Here is a 17641-nt window from a genome sequence, read left to right as displayed (position 1 = left end):
CCGTGTCGCCCAACCTCATACAACTCCACCGGTTGCATGGATTGGGTCGAAGAAGGGAGTTTCACCCTCCAGCTCCCATCGCAGCCGCACCAGCCCTATTAGAGGCATGCAGCTACAGCGTTTGCTCAATTCCAGACTGGCGATCTGGAATCTTCCGGGGTGGCGCCCCGGCGTGTCCTTTCGGACGTGTGTGTTTGCAGTTGGCAGCCTGCTCAGTACGCCCTCCTCGCCCGAAGGCGCACTGGGCAGGCTGCCGTGCGTGCAAATCACCTCGGTTTTCACCGAGTCCATTTCCTGCATTTTTGAATGTTCTGAAGCTGTATAGCGAAAAGTGCTGAAAATCTTGGAACATCATTACGTACGAGTCGTAGCTACCGAATCACATTGCACCGATATACGTTTTCTTCGCTATACAGCGCATCAACAACTGAATGTGAGAACTTGTATGTCTGCTTCAACACCGATTGCACGCAGTAAATCCGCCGCCCTGGCCCGCATCCTGGATAACGTCCCCAAGGGCTATCACCGCTATACCTGCGGCACCGTGGCAGCGCGGAAAGCCGAGGCCCTGGCGCAGAAATTTCATACCTTATATGGCATAGGCTGCTCACCCGCTCAGCGACTCATCCGAAAGGGTAAAGGGCTGGCCAATGTGGTGTTGGTCATGCACTGGCCGGTGGATGCAGAAAAAGTGGAGTGGCTACTGCTGGCCACGGATGGCAAAGGGCTTGAAACGGAAACCTTGCGGGATGTCGGCGATAAACAGCGCTTGAAATGGCTTGGGTATGAATTGGCGCGTCATACCAACCGGGCGAAAGTGATGTGGACGTGGAGACGGACAAAAGAGGAAATGACAGAACTGCATGCGCTGATTGCCATGCAAGCCAACCAGCACAACACTGCGGCAATTTCTGAAACGCTGGAACGCATCGCGAGACAACCTGGATTTCGCGGTGTACGAACGCAGTCGTGGGCACTATGTGAGGCAGCGCTACAGCGTGGATATGATGGCCCCCTGCCGCATCTGTATTTTGTGCAAAAGACCAATCATGGTGAACGGCTGGCGCTGGACTAGCCTGACGGTGCTTCACTGAGCCCCCAAGGCAGGAAAGCATTGTCTTGGGGCTCTGGAGCAAAGCGCATCTGCACTTGAGCGGTATCCGTCTTGTACGCCAGCAGCAGGTGCGTGACACATGGCCATTCTCTGGCTGCAAAAATGGAGTTCACGCACAAATAGGTCAAAGCTGCGGGTTTCAACGGTGACTGACCATTGCGTCTGAAAATCCGCCGGTGAGCACCCTGCTCCAGCCTTGAAATCAGTTACAGCAGTGCTTCGGTGTCGGCTCTGGCACTGCTTGCAACTGAATCAGCAATACACAGGCGAGGCATTGCATCGTCAGATACCAGGATGAATCTGCGGTCAGGGTTGGCTATCTGCTTTGGCTGCCAATTGCTCGGCTTCCTGTAGCAGTGCTGAGGCAGGTACGCCCAGCGCATCTGCAATCTGCCAAAGCGTACCCACAGACATGGCGACATCATTTCGTTCAATGCGCCCCATGGCGTTCCTGTGCAGCAATACAGTCAGCGTGATGATGGCTCAAAGGTGCAGTGAATGCGCTTTCCGGCGCGTAGCACCATATCAACCAGCTTATCAATCGTGAAGTAACTGGTCTGCTGCTGCAGAATCGCTAGTCTTTGTTGAGCGGTGATACCGAGGTTTATCGCCTCGTTTTCCGTTGAGACAAATTGTTTGAGCTCGGCTATCAGTGATTTCTTGATGTCTTCTGAAAGACTAGGGATGCAGGGGTCTGGGCTATGGTGCATAACATTTCCTTTCGACTCACCTCTCCCAACCGTATTGGTTGGTTTGGAGCACCTGATATCCCGATTTTCAAGCGGCAGGGCTGTGTATCTGCTTGTACTTGAGTATGGCTCGCAGCGCGGCATCTGCGTACGACACACCTTCCGCTACTACATCGCTCACGACACAAATTACTTTGTCGCCGCATACATTGAAACTTGCACCTTCTTCTTGCGCGCTCTTGAGTACCCAAAAAAGAGAGTCTGTTTGATGAGCGACCATATGGACCCTGTCGGGAGATTCCGCAAAGATGTACAAGGCTTTCTTATCAGCATGATAGGTGGCAAATGCATGCGCGGGGTCTCCGACTACGGCCACACCATCCAGTTGGTGCATGTGGTACAGCATTTCTAACGTGGTCAGGTCGAGATTATCAATATCGAGTGTGTTTTCCATCGCAAAATTCAGTCCTGAAGTATGTGGCTTGGCCATGCCGTAACCACCAGTGGCTGTTGATGTATCTACAGGCGGGCAGAGGCAAGTTTGGTTGGATGTCTCATTCAATAGTCGATTTTGGACTATTCGATTTTGGACTGCAAGCTGACTGACCAAACTATTTTCAGTCCTGAGATGGAAAAGTCGATTTACACGCGGGAGTACACGCTCTTGCTTGAAGTCCTTCGGACTGCACGTGAGCGCGCTGGGCTTACTCAAGTTGAGCTTGCGTCGAAGCTAGAGGAAACGCAGACGTTCGTCAGTAAGTGTGAGCGTGGCGAGCGACGCCTGGACATTATTGAGGTGCGCAACTGGTGTGGTGCGCTTGGCATCACGCTGGATGAGTTGATTCGTAGCCTGGAGTCGGCTATCTCAGGTGCTCCGGCAAGCTAACAATTTGGCACTAAGAGAAAGAGCTCTCACCATCGCTGCCATTGTCATCGCCAAATGTATGGAACTGACAGTCATGGTGGACTCACTTGTAGCGCACATAAGCAAGCTTGGCTTTTGCGGCCAGTGGTGTCCTCAATGAAAAATGGCCGATTCTAAATACAGACCGGCCATTTGCGTTTTGAAAATACTAAAGATAGCTTTCGGCTACCTGCTATATAGCTCGATAGATCATCACTGTACTGGAGCATCAACTGCTCTTGGTTTTTGCAGAGCAATGCCATCAAAGAAGTAGTCCAGGACATACCTGTCGAACGAATCAAGTCCTTCCACTTGTTCAAGTATCTCGGACTGTATCGCCCTCAGCAACTCAATTGCCGAATGAAGATCTAGCTCTTCGTCCTCGAAATTGACGAGACCAGAAGCGTGAATTTTCTTTGCCAACATACGTGGCAACCCATACTCTTCTAGCTCCATTACGCAAGACGGCAGAAAAGCCTTGGAGAGCCTCGCGATGAACGGAGAGATGTCTATCTTGTGCTCAGGAACGATTTCCATCTGAATGACGTTAACATCACTCAACAATGCAGTCAGTTTGTACGTGGCATTGCGTTCCATCTTGAAGAACTCTTCGATGGTTACATCATACTCGGAAAGTTGATCCAAGAGTTCGGGAATCGAAAAAGCCCAATTCGACGACATGACTCTGACGAACTCAGCAAATTTTGTGTAGGTGGCATCCCAGCCAGCGGGGACCAACTTGATGACTTTGCGGAGTATCCAAGCCCAATACTCGTTAGTGGATGCGTTGAGAGTGGCAAGGCCTCTCCACACCTTTTTATCACTGTTAATAGCCAAAGCGATCTCGGATATCAACTCTGTGTCGCCGGAAATCAACACTCCTTCGCCTCGCAGGCGATCAAACGACTCCCGCCCCAATATCTGCGCCATGTCCTCCTTGTACTGCAGGAGTTTAGCCAACTGCTCTTTGGTGAGTTCCTTCTTGTATTGCTCTTCGTCCACATCTGCGAGCAATTCATCAGGGAAGGTCAATTCCAATTGGGTATCAGCAGGAGAAGGCGGCTCTTCGAGAATGTATATGTTGCCAACAAAATGTCTGAACATCCGACCACCACGACCGATGATGTTTCGGTACGTGAAATCGTTCAGTTTTAGCTTCCCGTTCTTGTTGCTCCAGACGATGACGTTTTCCGCCGATGTATTTACCCCCTCAATGATGGAAGATGTCGACACGAGGGTTTGCAACCCACCTTTCTCCTCCTCGAAAAGTCGAACCTGTATTTGGCTCAGGGAACGGTGAAGCTGACCTGTGTGAAAGCCAACGCCTCGCTTTACCAAAGCGGTCAATTTCCAGTTCGGATGGTAGTTCGCTGCGAGCCACGCGGAGAAAGCCGATAGCAACTCACTGTGTTCCCTTTCTGTGTTTTCGATGAGCAAGGTAGCCACACTATCGACATTCGAATAAGTGCCAGCGTATATCAACGACTTAGTCTCTTGCTTTCCAAGAATCTGCAACAGCGCATCGTTCTTCTTCTGCGCATCCTTGTTGATCTCCTTGTATAGCTCATGCTTTTCAAGGAACACCGTATTGAAATCCAGCCGCAAGAACAGCATATCCTTCGTGAATGGATTGTCATTCAGGTCTGAAATATTGGGAGCCAGATAGTATTTCTGAGTAGCCTTTTGCCCCAGCTTCATCATGGCCTTCAGAAGCGCAGGCGACCGCTCCTTGTCAAAATTCTGGCTCGCCTTGTAGAACTCGTCGACGACCAGCAAATCAAGCTTCTCTATCTTGTCGCAATACTGAATCCCTCGCTCTTGCGGGAAGATGAGTATATTCTTCTCTCCGAGCTCGACCTCCGTTGTCGTGACAATTTTGTATTCGGCAGAAAATTTCTTGCTCAATCTACGCCTGGTTTCATCAGTCAACGCGATGGTAGGAACCAGTATCAGGACGTTATTAGGCTTCTTGACTGCGATGTAGGCATCAATGATCAAGCTTTTGCCAAAGCTTGTCGGAGCGCTGATTGCAAGATTGTCGCCATCCAGAAGGTGCTTCAAGACCAATGACTGTTCGCGGTGCAGCGTGACAGGAGTCTCCTGCCCGATGTCCACCTTGAAGGACTCGAAGATGAATCTATCTTGCCAACTCGACGTCTCAGGGTCGAGATAAGGGAATAGTCCCGACTCCCTTATTAGGTGATTGACGAGCGGGGAATACGGAATCCCTTCTCTAGCGTGCTGGTCGAGCAATCGAATCAGGCGATTTCTAGCCTCTGTGCCGTCGTTGGCTTGAAGCAGGTCATTTATGACCGCACATTCCTCGAAGATTTCCATTGATCTCTAAGCCTTGTGAAACGCCACTTCTTTTGAGAACTGTTCGATCAGCTTTTCTCTGTCTGGAATCGGGAAAAGGATGATGTGAAATTTGACTTCCGCGTATTTCGCGACCGTGCCAGACAGAGAGTCAATCTGCTTTTCAAAATATGAAGACGCCCGTTCGAGATGATATTTCCTGACGCTTTCTCTGTACGCATCATTCATTTCCTTAGTCGAAGCAGTGATGGAACACTCGTGTAACAGAAGGATGGGGACGTGAATTTTCGGCTTGATTTGGTCTATCGAGTGTTTCGCAGCTAGTACATCCTTGATCCTTGCAGCCAACTCTGGATTGGCGACTAGTCTGTCGATGTCTGAAGCATTGGTGATTATGCTGTTTTCCTTTTTTAGCTTGGCGGTGTCCAACGAATTCCCAACGGATTTGACGACTGCTGGAAGCCTCGCGTCTTCGATGCTATTGAAGAACTTCGCCTCCCCGAACCAAAGAGAGAAGTCATCGTCCCCTTCAAGAACGACATGAACGCTGTCAGCTCCCTTCGCGTTATCCTGTGCGTTCTGCTTGTAAAAAATCTTCGGAACCACTGGCAACGCGCCGTAGTGGTGATGCATGATTCCATACAGGACGATTTCAGCCAGTTCGCTGCCCTGCCCTATGTCGCCAGCTTTGTCCGTTAGACGAAGGTTCTTTGCCGATTCCCGCAGCGTCGATCTACTTTGGCCAATGAGCTTTTCCCGCTCTTGAGCCGACAGAGCAGTCAGAGCGACGTTATCCCAGATAAAATTCTCGAACTTCTCATATCGCCACTTCTCATCTTCGAAGTCGTTGACAAGGCTTAGAACCCGCTTGTTCTCGACGGGAGTAAGCGCCGTATCCGAGAAAATCTTCAGGTAGAGGTCATCGACAAGTATTTCGAAGTCCATCGGTTCAATCCAATCAAATGGTCAATCATCTCTTTGTGTCACGCATTTCGGGTAGGAGAAGCCTTCCTTTGTTCCGTCCTGGAGAACCGCACAAAAACACTGAGTACCGAATTTCTCAGGCATAACCTCGAAATAATTGATGCCAGAACCAATTTTTGTTGGATAGCTCGGATGTCTCTTGAACAGTTCTGCAAGGTGAATCGAATCCTCATTCGAAACGATTTCACCAGGAACATAGCGATTCAGCATTTCCTTGAAAAAGGCATGAGCCTGACTTTGATTGTCGAAGCTGATTGTTTCGAGAACCACTGGTTTTGCCCTTGCCATTCCGTCCTCCACTAAGCAAATTTAAAGACCCATCTGGGATATGTTACCCCGAATCGTTCGTCATGGCGTTGTTGCACAAGCTGAGTACACAGGTTACTAGGCAATAGGTTTGTGATTGAACAAACTTTGAAGATGCGGAAACCTGCAGCGAAGCGATATCGAACTAAGAAATGGAAAGCGTATAACGCTAGGCCGAAATCCCAAGGCACCATGAGTGTTAAGTGGCAGCAAATTGGCGCATTGACGCCTGACCCTGACTAGAGGCCCTATATCGACTTTGGCCGACTTACTGCCATTTGTTTTGATGCCCGCAGTCATGGAAGCACTGACCTTGGTACACTCCTTCACCAAGGAGAGCGGACCATGCAGTTGCAAATCGAGAAGTACATAGACGGGGAGTGGTGGCTTGCTGCCACGCTGCACATTGACCAGCCGGCCAAGGGGCTGGCGTCGAGCTGCACGCTGGAGTATCTGCCCGACTATGTTCTTGAGCATCTCGATTGCGGCGACGAAGCCAGTCTGGATTTCCTTCACCCTCTTTCCTTCAACCACTATCGTTGCGATGGGTTGCCTGCTTTTTTCCTGGATTTGCTGCCGAGCGGCTATGGCAGGGATACCCTTCTCGCTTTGCTGAATGGCAGTGCCCGCGATGGTGCGCAGTACGACACCAGTGTGCTGATGCATGGGGCCAGTCAGCCGCCTGGCTGCATGCGCATCCGTGAGGCACATCGGTATTTGGCTGGTACGATGCCACAAGGCTTTGGTGGTTGGTCTGAGGTTGAACTGACTGAGGTCAGCACCAGCTTTGAATCCCTGCTGCAAGCACATGGTGTCTTGCATGCCGTCACCTGCATGCTGGGGCAAGCGCCAAAGCTATGGATGAGCCGTGCCAGGGATGGCCGGTTTTACCCGGACGCCTGTCTGGCCGAAGACGATAGCGTTGAGCGCTTTCTGGTCAAATTTCCGCGCAACCGTGAAGAGCAGGTTTTGCTGGAACATGAGTTTGTCTGGCTGAAACTGGCCAAGACTGCGGGGCTGGACGTGCATGGCCAGCCTTTCATGCTGGGCAGCCTGCTTTTCATCCCGCGCTTTGATTGCGCGTTGGTGCAGGGTCAGTGGCAGCGTCATCATCTGATGAGCATGTACACCCTGCAGGGTGCGCAGCAGCATGGGCTGAAGCTGTTTCATGAGGACGTGCTGACGAGCTGGCAGCCCCATGCCGAGCCGGAAGAATTCCTGCAGCAAGTGGCTGAGTATTTGCGCCGTGACGTGCTGTCCTATTGCCTGAAGGCGGAAGACAACCACGGCCGTAATACCGCCTTTTTGAAACATGGCAGCCGCTTGCAGCTCAGTCCCCTGTTCGACTTCTCCCCGATGTTCCTGACACATGACCCACCTAACCGGCTCACCAGCTGGCGTAGCTTCCCGGTGGGTCAGCATCAACAATGGCCGCTGCTGTTTGACGCATTCCTGCCCGCGCTACTTGGCGAGGCTGCATGCCATACCCTGCGCTCCTCTATGCGTGACTGGTGCCCAACGCTGGCGACAGTGCTGCAGCAGTTCGAGGCACTGGAGCTGGATGAGCGTACCGGTGCTTGTCGCGCCCGTTTTGCGACGGCATTGGCGGCGCTGGACTCGCTGTAAGCACTGAGCACCTGCATCACATCAAAATTCAGTATGGGCACCTCCCTGCTCTGTCTGAACACGTCGGTTACGGCTTGTCTGCCCGAATGAAGTCGACTTCCGGGAAGGTGATGCGCGACAGGATTTCCAGTTTCTTGTCGACTGGCAGTTCACCACGGTATTTCTTCACCACTGCCGACGCTTCCTGATTCACCTGTCCGTTCTGAATGGTCTCGATGCTGGTGATATTGCTGGCATGGCCGGTGATGGTTTCGGCGCTCACCACGCCCAGCACCATCGCGCGGTGCAGGAAAGTGGAGCGGAAGGCATGCATACCGACAATGCGGGCATTCGGGGTTTCGTCGCGCAGCCCGATTTCTTGCAGGAACTCGGTGAACCATTTCATCGCCTTGGGCGAGGCGCGGCCTGCGGCGGTCGGGAAGGCCTGGAACAGCAAGGTGTCGCCCCGTTTCTTGGCTGCTGCCACATAGTCGAGGAAGCCCAGTTCAATCAGTTTGGGATGGATGGGCAGCTTGCGTTTGGAGCCACCGGTTTTGACCGATTTGTCGATACGGGCATCGCCTTCGGATTCGTCAGTAATGTCCATATACCAGGTGCCGGTCTGCGTATCCTGTGTGATATCGACTTGCGGGTTGAGTTGGCACAGCTCATTGACCCGCGCTCCGGTGAACAGGCCCAAATGGGGAAGCCAGTATTTGTGTGCCATGGCCGGGCGTCGGGCAAAGCGTGCCATTTCCGGTCCCTCGAACAGCCGCTTCAGTTCTGCCGATTCAAAGGCACGTTGCCCGCCTTCGGGGTCGCGGCGGGAACCAAGGTATTGCACCCCTTCGGTGGTCAGCGTCATCGGCCAGCCGTGGTCCTGCCACTTGCGGCGGCAGTATTTGATGAACGGTGTCATCACCGCGAGGTAGGTGCCGTCGAACGTCCCCTTGCTCATCTCGCCACGTTGCTGTTTGGCCAGTTCCAGTGGGCGCAGTTTTTCCTGACGGCAGATGTCTTTCCAGCGCGGTGGTAGGGTTTGCACCGCCTCGAAATAGGCTTCAAGGTCAGTTTGCTTAAGCAGGCCGATGGGCTTGTCGCCGATGATGTCGACCAGCAGTGGCATGACCGCCGTCACCTTGCGCAGCATCGCTACCTTGTCCAGCTTCTGGTAGTAGGCCAGATAGCTTTGGGTCACCTCGGACAGCATCGGCGTTTCCAGCCGCTGCGCCATGACTGGTGTCGGTACTTCCTTGCCGTCATAGCGACTGAGCAGTTTCTCGTTGGTGCGGATGGCCATGCGGCCATAGGCCAGTGCCAGGCGGCGCATTTCCGGTTCAATGGCTTTGAGCTGGTAGCGGTAGAGGCGCAGGAATTGTTCCAGCGGGCCACGCAAAAGCTCGTAGTCACCAATGGCTACCGCGCCCTTGAGAATGCGGTTGGCCTCGGTATAGCCAGCCTGGTATTCCTCGACTTCGTCCAGCGTGTAGTGGCCATTTTCGCGGCGCGCTTCATCCCCAGCCAGGCTGGCCGACTCTGCATGCAGACAGATGGCGTCGATGACTTCGGGGGTGAGTGCGTCGATGTGGGTGATGGCTGCGAGTTGCGTACGCGCGTAACGCTCCGCCTGCCGCTGTCGTTTTTCCTCCCACTCGGAGGTCAGACGGGCTTCTTCCGCGCGATGGCGCTCGACAGCCGTGCGGTAGTCCTTGGTGCGTAGCGAAAACGTGATTTCTTTTTTGCCGGGATAGCAAACAAGAACGTCAGTTGGGATACGACGATGAAGATAGTAGGTGCCGGATTGGGGGTGGCGTTGCAGGCCTGTGGGTAACATTGGCATCGTTCATTGAGTTCCGATCCAGAGTATAGGAAGCCAAGAAAAAAACTGAACTCTTATCGCCAATGTGTAGGAGTGTTGTGCAGAACTCAGGGGCAAAAAAGCCTTACGGAACCTGAATTTACTGTAAAAACAACACTCTAGGGGTGTTTGGCGGAGAGGGGGGGATTCGAACCCCCGTTAGGGTATTACCCTAAACACGCTTTCCAGGCGTGCGACTTAAACCACTCATCCACCTCTCCAGATGGCTGCTGCAGTGCTGCAACAGAGAGGGCGATAATACAGGTACTGTGTGCTTTTGGCAAGATCCCAACAAAAAAACTGCAGACCCGGCCAGGCGCTGCGGTGCTTGCTGCGCTGCTGAGCGGCATAGTGCCGGAATTGATAGCCGCGTGCAGCGCATGCAGTAAACTGGCCTACTCCTTGTCCGGATGCAAACTTCATCATGTTACCCATTCTTACTTCCCGCTTGCGGCTGCGCGAATTCAACCTGCAGGATGCACCGCTGGTGCTGGCCCTGCTGACCGACCCGGATTTCATCCGCAATGTGACGGATCGTGGCGTGCATACGCTGGAAGATGCCGGCAACTACATCAGCCGTGGTCCGCTGGCGAGCTATGCACAGCACGGCATCGGGCTGTGGTGCATGGAGCGGCTGGAGGATGGCCAGCCAGTCGGCATGTGCGGGCTGATCCGGCGCGAGGGGCTGGCTGATGTCGATGTGGGCTATACCCTGCTGCCGGCATGGCGTGGGCTGGGTTATGCCAGCGAGGCTGCAACGGCCTGCGTGCAGTATGGTTTGCAGCAACTGCGGCTGCCGCGGGTAGTGGCCTATACCAATGCCGACAATCAGGCATCGGCGCGCGTATTGCAAAAGGCTGGGCTGCATGGCTGCGGACCTTTCGATTTCCCTGGCAGCAGCGCGCCCACCCTGTTATTCAGCAGCGATGCGGCCATGGCACAGTCATAGCGGCCAGCGCTGACGATTTCCTGCAATATTTAGCAACAATTGGCATGATTGTCGGACACTCGGCGGTAACCGGCATGGGCTATCATCGCAACAGGCCGGGCAGTCCGGGGGAGAAGCCGCAGGCACCGCGTTGCGGCAGCTTGTCTGGTTTGCGGCTCTCCGGCCATGTTCAGCCTGGCCCGGCTGCAGCACGCGGCAAGGCCGTGCCTACAGACTTTTTTCCATCTTGATGTGCGCCAACCGGCTCGAATTGCCGGCAGTTTGCATGGAAGGCAACACTACCCGATGTGGATCGTCGAAACTGCATTACGCAGGCCCTACACCTTTATCGTGATGGCGATTGCCATCCTGCTGGCCACCGCATTGGCGCTGTTTCGCACGCCGGTGGATGTATTGCCGGAAATCGACATTCCGGTGATCAGTGTCATCTGGGGCTATAACGGCCTGGCACCGCAGCAGATGGCGGACCGCATCACCCAGTCCCACGAGCGCATTCTCACCACCACGGTGAACGACATCGAGCATATCGAGTCGCAGTCGCTCAACGGTATTGCGGTGATCAAGATCTTTTTCCAGCCCAATGTGAATATCCAGACGGCGATTGCCCAGGTGGTGTCGGTCTCGCAAGCGGTGGTACGCCAGATGCCACCCGGCACCACGGCACCGCTGGTGATCAAGTACACCGCATCCAGCGTGCCGGTGATTCAGCTGGGGATGTCGAGCAAGGAGTTGTCGGAACAGGATGTGTTCGATGCCGCGGTCAACACCCTGCGTCCGCAGCTGGTGACCATTCCCGGCGTGGCCATCCCCTACCCTTATGGTGGCAAGGTGCGGCTGCTATCGGTCGATCTGGACATGGCGGCCATTACCGCCAAGGGCATGACACCAGCCAGCGTGGTGAATGCCATCAGCAGCCAGAACCTGATCCTGCCATCCGGCACCGCCAAGATTGGCGACACTGAATACAATATCGGCCTGAACGGCTCGCCCACCACCATTGCCGGGCTGAATAACTTGCCGGTGCGCAGCAGCAATGGCGCCATCACCTATCTGGGCGAGGTGGCGCATGTGCGCGACGGCTTCTCGCCGCAAACCAATATCGTGCGCCAGAACGGCCAGCGCGGGCTGCTGCTGTCGGTGTACAAGAACGGCGGCGCCTCCACCCTCAGCGTGGTGGACAATCTGAAAAGCCTGCTGCCCACGGTGACGCCCTTGCTGCCCAAGGGCATTGAGGTGTCGCTGCTGGCCGACCAGTCGGTATTCGTGAAAACCGCGGTGGAGGGGGTGGTGCACGAGGCGCTGATTGCCGCCGTGCTCACCGCCATCATGCTGCTGCTATTTCTGGGCAACTGGCGCACTACCTCCATCATTGCCGTGTCGATTCCGCTGTCGATTTTTTCTTCCATCATTCTGCTGCATGCCGTTGGCGAAACCATCAATGTGATGACGCTGGGCGGGCTGGCGCTGGCGGTGGGCATTCTGGTGGACGATGCCACCGTCACCATCGAAAACATCGAACGCCACCTGCACATGGGTTCGGACCTGCACACCGCCATTCTGGAAGGTGCGGGGGAGATTGCCATTCCGGCCTTTGTCTCCACCCTGTGCATCTGCATCGTGTTCGTGCCGATGTTCTTCCTGGAGGGCGTGGCGCGTTACCTGTTTGTGCCGCTGGCCGAGGCGGTGGTGTTTGCCATGCTGGCCTCCTATGTGCTGTCGCGTACCCTGGTGCCCACGCTGGCCCTGCTGCTGATGGGCCACCAGGGTCGCAGCGGCCGGTTCACCCAGTGGATTCACCATGTGCATACCCGCTTCAACCATCACTTTGAAAAGCTGCGCACGGTGTATGTGCTGCTGCTCAGCCATCTGCTGACCCATCGCCGGCGCTTCATGGCAGCCTTTCTCGGCTTCTGCCTGCTGTCCTGCGGCCTGTACCTGCTGCTGGGGCGCGACCTGTTCCCCACCGTGGACACCGGCCAGATCAAGCTGCACATGCGCGCGCCCACCGGCACCCGCATCGAGAATACCGCCAGGCTGGCCGATGGCGTGGACCATGCCCTGCGGGAGATCATTCCGCCGGCCGAGCTGGACACCATCATCGACAATATCGGCCTGCCCTATTCCGGTATCAATCTGTCCTACAGCAACTCCGGCACCATCGGCACGCTGGATGCGGACATCCTGATTTCGCTGAAGCCCGGTCACCGCCCCAGCGCGGATTACATCGACAAGATTCCGCCGCTGCTGGCCAAGCGTTTCCCCGGCGTGGAGTTTTTCTTCCAGCCTGCCGACATCGTCACCCAGATTCTCAATTTCGGCACGCCATCCGCCATCGATGTGCAGATTTACGGCAAGAACATGGCGGAAAACCATGCTTTCGCCGTCAAGCTGGCCGACCGCATCAAGGGCGTGAATGGCGCGGTGGACGTGCATGTCCACCAGCGGCTGGATGCGCCCTCGCTGCAGCTGGAAATGAACCGCTCGCGTTTGCAGAACATGGGCATCAGCGCCAGCGATGTGGCACAGAACCTGCTGCTGCCCTTGTCCGGCAGCCAGCAGACCCAGCCCACCTTCTGGCTGAATCCGGCCAATAGCGTGGTGTACAACATGCAGGCGCAAACCCCGCAATACCGCATCAACACCCTGGACGACCTGATGGGCCTGCCGGTGAATGCGGCAGGCAATAACGGCAGCAGCCCGCAGCAACTGGGCAATCTGGTCAAGGTCAGCCCCGGCCGCGAGGCCGCCATTGTCACCCGCTACAACATCCAGCCGGCAGTGGACATCTATGCCAATGTGCGCGGGCGCGATCTGGGCTCGGCCGCCCGCGATATCCAGCAACTCATCAAGCAGGCGCAGGCCAGCCTGCCCAAGGGCAGCAAGATAAGCATGCGCGGCCAGGTGGAAACCATGCAGTCCTCCTATACCGGCCTGGGTGTCGGCATTCTGGGCGCCATCGTGCTGGTCTACCTGCTGATCGTGGTGAATTTCCAGTCCTGGCTCGACCCCTTCATCATCATCTCCGCCCTGCCGGCGGCGCTGGCCGGCATTGCCTGGATGCTGATCCTGACCGGCACCAATCTGAGCGTACCGGCGCTGACCGGCGCCATCATGACCATGGGGGTGTCCACCGCCAACAGCATTCTGGTGGTGGCCTTTGCCCGCCAGCGCCTGCATGAAGGGCTGCCACCGCTGTCGGCAGCGCTGGAAGCCGGGGCCACCCGTCTGCGTCCGGTGCTGATGACGGCACTGGCCATGATCATCGGCATGATTCCCATGGCCATCGGCATTGGCGATGGCTCGGAGCAGAACGCCCCGCTGGGCCGCGCCGTCATCGGCGGCCTGCTGTTTGCCACCGTGTCCACCCTGGTCTTCGTCCCGGTGGTGTTTGCCAGCTTCCACAGCTGGCTGGCCCAGCGCAAGCCGCAACAAGATGCGGCAGACGGCAACGATCACCCTCCCCACCAACCGGCCCAAGCCTAGGACTTCACCATGACAGAACAGCGCCATGCCTCTCAGGGCGTGCCGGCGTTTCACCAGAACACCGTCGCATCGCTCAACGGCCGCGACAAGGTAGCGCGCCGCGCCCGTACCGTTACCATCATCATCCTGCTGCTGTTGCTGGCCGGCCTCGCCCGCACGCTGCTGGCGCGCCAGGCCGCCGCCGACACGCTGGCACAGGCAGCCAGCCAGAGCGCCATCCAGCAGGTGCGGGTGGTCACGCCACAGCCCAACCGGCATGATGACAAGCTCACCCTGCCCTCCACCCTGCAAGGGCTGACCGAGGCGCAAATCTATGCCCGCACCAGCGGCTATGTGAAACAGTGGTTCAAGGATATTGGCCAACCGGTCAGGAAGGGCGAACTGCTGGCCGTGCTGGACATTCCCGACATCAACAAACAGGTAGACGAAGCGGCAGCCAACCACGAACTGGCGCGCACTGCCTTTGAACGCTGGAGTCGCCTGCGGGCGCAGGATGCGGTATCGCAACAGGAATACGAAGAAAAGTCCGCCGCCTACCAGCAAACCGCTGCCGTATTGAAGCGCCTGCGCGACCAGCAGGATTTCGGCAAGGTGCTTGCCCCGTTTGACGGCATCGTCACCAAGCGCAATGTCGACAACGGCAGCCTGATCAATGCCGGCAATGGCGGCAGCGCCCAGGCGCTGTTTGCCATTGCCCAGGTCGACCAGCTGCATCTGTATGCCTATGTGCCGCAGGACAGGGCCAGCCAGATCCGCGTCGGCGACACGGTGGAGGTCAAACCCAGCGACAGCGGCGAGGCTGCCGTGAAAGGGCGGATAGCCCGCACGGCCGGCGCCATCGACCCGGCCACCCGCACGCTGCAGGTGGAAATCGTGCTGCCCAATACCGGGCACAAACTGCTGCCCGGCCTGTATGTGGAAGCACGCTTCAATCTGCCGGGCAAGCCCAGCCTGACCTTGCCGGCCAACACCCTGCTGTTCGGCCCGGCCGGCAGCCAGGTGGCCACGGTGGACGCCAAGGGCAGGGTCAAGCTGCAAAAAGTGGCGCTGGGCACCGATTACGGCAAGGAGGTGGAAATCAAATCCGGCCTCACCGGCAAGGAGCACGTCATCATCAATCCGGCCGATGCCATCAGCGATGGGCAGCCGGTCAATATCGTGGCCAGCGGCAAGGGCGGGTAAACAGCATGCACGCACCCTCCCCCCTGACCGCCGGCCTGCTGACCAGCCTGAGCCTGTTGCTGGCAGCCTGCTCGGCCATCGGCCCGGACTACCAGCGCCCGGCCCAGCCTGACCTGCCCACGCAGTGGAAAGACCAGGGCACATGGCAGGCGGCCCGCCCGGCCGACCAACTGCCCAAGCAGGCCTGGTGGCAGCAGTTTGGCGACGCCACGCTCAACCGGCTGGAGCAAGACTGCATCGCCCACAATGCCACGCTGGCGCAGGCACTGGCCCGGCTGCAACAGGCACAGGCCCAGGCCGGCCTGCACGCGGCCGCCACCCTGCCCAGCGTGGGCGTGGGCATGAGCGCCAGCCGCAGCCGCATATCGGCCGACCGCCCGCTGTCCAACTACAACTCGCCCAATAGCAGCACTATCCAGAACGATTACAAGCCTACCCTGAGTGTCAGCTATGAATTCGACTGGCTGGGCCGGGTGCGCCGCGATGTGGAAAGCGCCAGCGCCAGTGCCGAACAGAGCCGGGCCGACAGCGAAAACGTGCGCCTGCTACTGACCGCCCAACTGGCCAGTGCCTATTTCCAGCTACGCCAGCTGGATGAGGAAAGCACCCTGCTGCGGCAATCGATCAGCCTGCAAGAAAAAGTGCTGCAACTGACGCGGGTGCGCCATCAGGAGGGCCTGGACAATGCCAGCGCCCTGGCCACCCAGCAAGCCGCCCTGCAAGCCGCCCAGGCGCAGCTCAGCCTGCTGGGCAACCAGCGCCGCCAGCAGGAAGACCTGCTGGCCACCCTGAGCGGCCAGCCTGCCGCCGCCTTCAGCCTGTCGCAGGGCAGCCTGCCCGCGCAGCTGCCCGCCATTGGCGGCGGGCTGCCGGCGCAATTGCTGGAACGACGGCCGGACATTGCCGCCGCCGAACGCGCCATGGCCGCTGCCAATGCCCAGATCGGCGTGGCCAAGGCCGCCTGGTTTCCGCAACTCAACCTGAATCCGGGCTATGTCGGCTATGAATCAAACCGCCTGGGCAATCTGGTATCCGCCCCGGCACTGATCTGGTCGCTGGGCTTGCAGGCCAGCCAGATGCTGTTTGACAACGGCAAGACACAGGCCGCGGTCCGCTACGCCGAGGCCGGCTATCAGGCCACTACCGCCAGCTATCGCCAGACCGTGCTGCAAGCCATCCAGGAAAGCCAGGATGCCCTGTCCACCCTGCATGGCCTGAGCGAGGCCAACGCCAGCCAGCAACAGGCAGTGGACAGCCAGCGCAAGGCATATGAGCTCTCGCTGCTGCGTTATCGCGAAGGGCTGGACAATGCCCTGACCCTGGCCATCAACCAGCAAAACCTGCTGGCAGCGCAGCGTCTGCAATCACAGCTGCGCGGCAGCCAGTTTGTCTGGAGTGTGAGTTTGCTCAAGGCACTGGGTGGAGATTGGCAGGCCACGACAGCCAACTGAAGCCGCCAGCCGCCAAGGCAGCAAAAAACCCCGCAAACCATGGCGGGGTTTTTCTTTTACCGAGCCAGCACAGCCTCAGCCCAGCACGCGCAAGTCCTGCAAGCCGTCTGCTGCCGGCACATCGACATAGCGGACCAGGCCCGGCAAATCATCCGGCAGCGCCTGTTCGGCCTGCGCGCCTTCCAGCAGGGCCAGCACCGGCTGCAACACCACGCGGCGCAGCAGGCCTTCGTCGGTGCTCAGGGCATCCAGTCGCAGGCTGTAGGTCCACTCGTCGCCAAACGGCGATTCGTCGTCCTCCCAGCGCAACAGACGTCCAGCCTGATTCAGCCACGGCTGCCAGCCGGTGGCGGGGAAACCGACGTAGGCGTCGTACTCGAAGCTGAATTCGCAGGTCCAGTGCGCAAGGTGCAGCACCGGCCCCAGCGGCTCGCCCTGGCCGCTTGCGCCAACCCGCGGCACACCGTCGCCCGCCAGACTGATCTGGAAGTTCAGGAAGGCCACGATGGTGTCCTTGCGCTTTTTCTTTTGCAGCAGCGGCAGGCTGCAGCACAGTGCCTGGCGCGACTCGCCGCGCTTTTGCTGTTCGGTCAGCGGCTTGCCCACGGTGCACAGCCCGCTGGCCGGCAAGGCTTGCTGCAAGAGTTCAATCAGCGCCTGTTCCAGTTGCTTGGCGTGGCGCCAGGCGTGCTCTGCTTCCCGTGCGGAGGCATCGGCCTGTGTGTTCTGCATCTTGTCATTCCAGTCTGTTCGGCATGATGGATGCCGGAGTCAAGTGCGGATGATAGCCGGAATTGCCT

At 57.3% G+C, this 17641-nt stretch carries 15 protein-coding genes and 1 tRNA gene; 7 read left to right on the top strand and 9 right to left on the bottom strand.

Annotated features, from left to right (window positions below):
- Nucleotides 1-343: 343 nt before the first annotated feature.
- Nucleotides 344-1075: a hypothetical protein gene (locus tag DFR38_RS18845; protein WP_239688511.1), complete on the top strand. Its 732-nt coding sequence runs from the start codon at nt 344-346 to the stop codon at nt 1073-1075.
- A 345-nt stretch (nt 1076-1420) separates the two neighbouring features.
- Here DFR38_RS18845 and DFR38_RS21315 read toward each other — a convergent pair whose 3' ends face one another.
- The 3 genes from DFR38_RS21315 to DFR38_RS18835 all read right to left on the bottom strand — a co-directional run bounded on the left by DFR38_RS21315 (nt 1421) and on the right by DFR38_RS18835 (nt 2293).
- Nucleotides 1421-1558 (bottom strand): helix-turn-helix domain-containing protein, encoded by a 138-nt coding sequence (locus DFR38_RS21315; protein WP_158527769.1) that lies wholly within the window; start codon nt 1556-1558, stop codon nt 1421-1423.
- 23 nt (nt 1559-1581) lie between these two features.
- Nucleotides 1582-1824 (bottom strand): hypothetical protein, encoded by a 243-nt coding sequence (locus tag DFR38_RS18840; RefSeq protein WP_059284710.1) that lies wholly within the window; start codon nt 1822-1824, stop codon nt 1582-1584.
- A 67-nt stretch (nt 1825-1891) separates the two neighbouring features.
- Nucleotides 1892-2293, bottom strand: a complete 402-nt coding sequence (locus tag DFR38_RS18835) for a hypothetical protein (RefSeq protein WP_146216017.1) — start codon at nt 2291-2293, stop codon at nt 1892-1894.
- 138 nt (nt 2294-2431) lie between these two features.
- Here DFR38_RS18835 and DFR38_RS18830 point away from each other — a divergent pair, with 138 nt between their 5' ends.
- Nucleotides 2432-2689, top strand: a complete 258-nt coding sequence (locus DFR38_RS18830; protein WP_059284727.1) for a helix-turn-helix domain-containing protein — start codon at nt 2432-2434, stop codon at nt 2687-2689.
- A gap of 231 nt (nt 2690-2920) precedes the next feature.
- Here the strand turns inward: DFR38_RS18830 and DFR38_RS18825 are convergent, their stop codons facing one another.
- The 3 genes from DFR38_RS18825 to DFR38_RS18815 are packed head-to-tail and all read right to left on the bottom strand — an operon-like array spanning nt 2921 to nt 6295.
- Complete coding sequence (locus DFR38_RS18825) at nt 2921-5044, bottom strand: DEAD/DEAH box helicase (RefSeq protein ID WP_059284708.1); 2124 nt, start codon at nt 5042-5044, stop codon at nt 2921-2923.
- Nucleotides 5045-5050: 6 nt separating this feature from the next.
- Nucleotides 5051-5968, bottom strand: a complete 918-nt coding sequence (locus tag DFR38_RS18820; protein WP_059284707.1) for a HamA C-terminal domain-containing protein — start codon at nt 5966-5968, stop codon at nt 5051-5053.
- A 21-nt stretch (nt 5969-5989) separates the two neighbouring features.
- Entirely contained in the window at nt 5990-6295 is a 306-nt protein-coding gene (locus DFR38_RS18815; protein WP_082693271.1) for a DCL family protein, read from the bottom strand.
- A 363-nt stretch (nt 6296-6658) separates the two neighbouring features.
- On the opposite strand from DFR38_RS18815, the gene DFR38_RS18810 reads away from it, so the two are divergent.
- Nucleotides 6659-7939 carry a HipA domain-containing protein gene (locus DFR38_RS18810; protein WP_110313775.1) on the top strand — a complete coding sequence of 427 codons (1281 nt, stop codon included), beginning with the start codon at nt 6659-6661 and terminating at the stop codon, nt 7937-7939.
- A 67-nt stretch (nt 7940-8006) separates the two neighbouring features.
- Here the strand turns inward: DFR38_RS18810 and DFR38_RS18805 are convergent, their stop codons facing one another.
- Together DFR38_RS18805 and DFR38_RS18800 are read right to left on the bottom strand one after the other, a co-directional pair.
- Entirely contained in the window at nt 8007-9752 is a 1746-nt protein-coding gene (locus DFR38_RS18805) for a site-specific integrase (protein WP_204377555.1), read from the bottom strand.
- Nucleotides 9753-9906: 154 nt separating this feature from the next.
- Nucleotides 9907-9997 (bottom strand) — tRNA-Ser (locus tag DFR38_RS18800).
- A 203-nt stretch (nt 9998-10200) separates the two neighbouring features.
- Between DFR38_RS18800 and DFR38_RS18795 the strand changes: the two genes are divergently transcribed.
- From DFR38_RS18795 to DFR38_RS18780, 4 genes are all read left to right on the top strand, one after another.
- Nucleotides 10201-10725: a GNAT family N-acetyltransferase gene (locus DFR38_RS18795; RefSeq protein WP_059287203.1), complete on the top strand. Its 525-nt coding sequence runs from the start codon at nt 10201-10203 to the stop codon at nt 10723-10725.
- A 285-nt stretch (nt 10726-11010) separates the two neighbouring features.
- A complete protein-coding gene (locus tag DFR38_RS18790) occupies nt 11011-14208 on the top strand; it encodes an efflux RND transporter permease subunit (RefSeq protein WP_110313774.1) in 3198 nt (1065 codons plus the stop codon).
- A gap of 9 nt (nt 14209-14217) precedes the next feature.
- The gene (locus DFR38_RS18785; protein ID WP_110313773.1) at nt 14218-15390 is read left to right on the top strand and encodes an efflux RND transporter periplasmic adaptor subunit; all 1173 of its coding nucleotides are present in this window, start codon (nt 14218-14220) and stop codon (nt 15388-15390) included.
- 5 nt (nt 15391-15395) lie between these two features.
- On the top strand, nt 15396-16841 hold the full coding sequence (locus DFR38_RS18780) for an efflux transporter outer membrane subunit (protein WP_211310795.1): 1446 nt from the start codon (nt 15396-15398) through the stop codon (nt 16839-16841).
- A 75-nt stretch (nt 16842-16916) separates the two neighbouring features.
- Here DFR38_RS18780 and DFR38_RS18775 read toward each other — a convergent pair whose 3' ends face one another.
- Nucleotides 16917-17573: a hypothetical protein gene (locus tag DFR38_RS18775; protein WP_110313772.1), complete on the bottom strand. Its 657-nt coding sequence runs from the start codon at nt 17571-17573 to the stop codon at nt 16917-16919.
- Nucleotides 17574-17641: the final 68 nt, after the last annotated feature.

It is taken from the genome of Aquitalea magnusonii (assembly GCF_003202035.1).
GTDB lineage: Bacteria > Pseudomonadota > Gammaproteobacteria > Burkholderiales > Chromobacteriaceae > Aquitalea > Aquitalea magnusonii.
The sequence above is the reverse complement of the archived record's forward strand: the minus strand, read 5'-3'. Positions and strand labels throughout refer to the sequence as shown.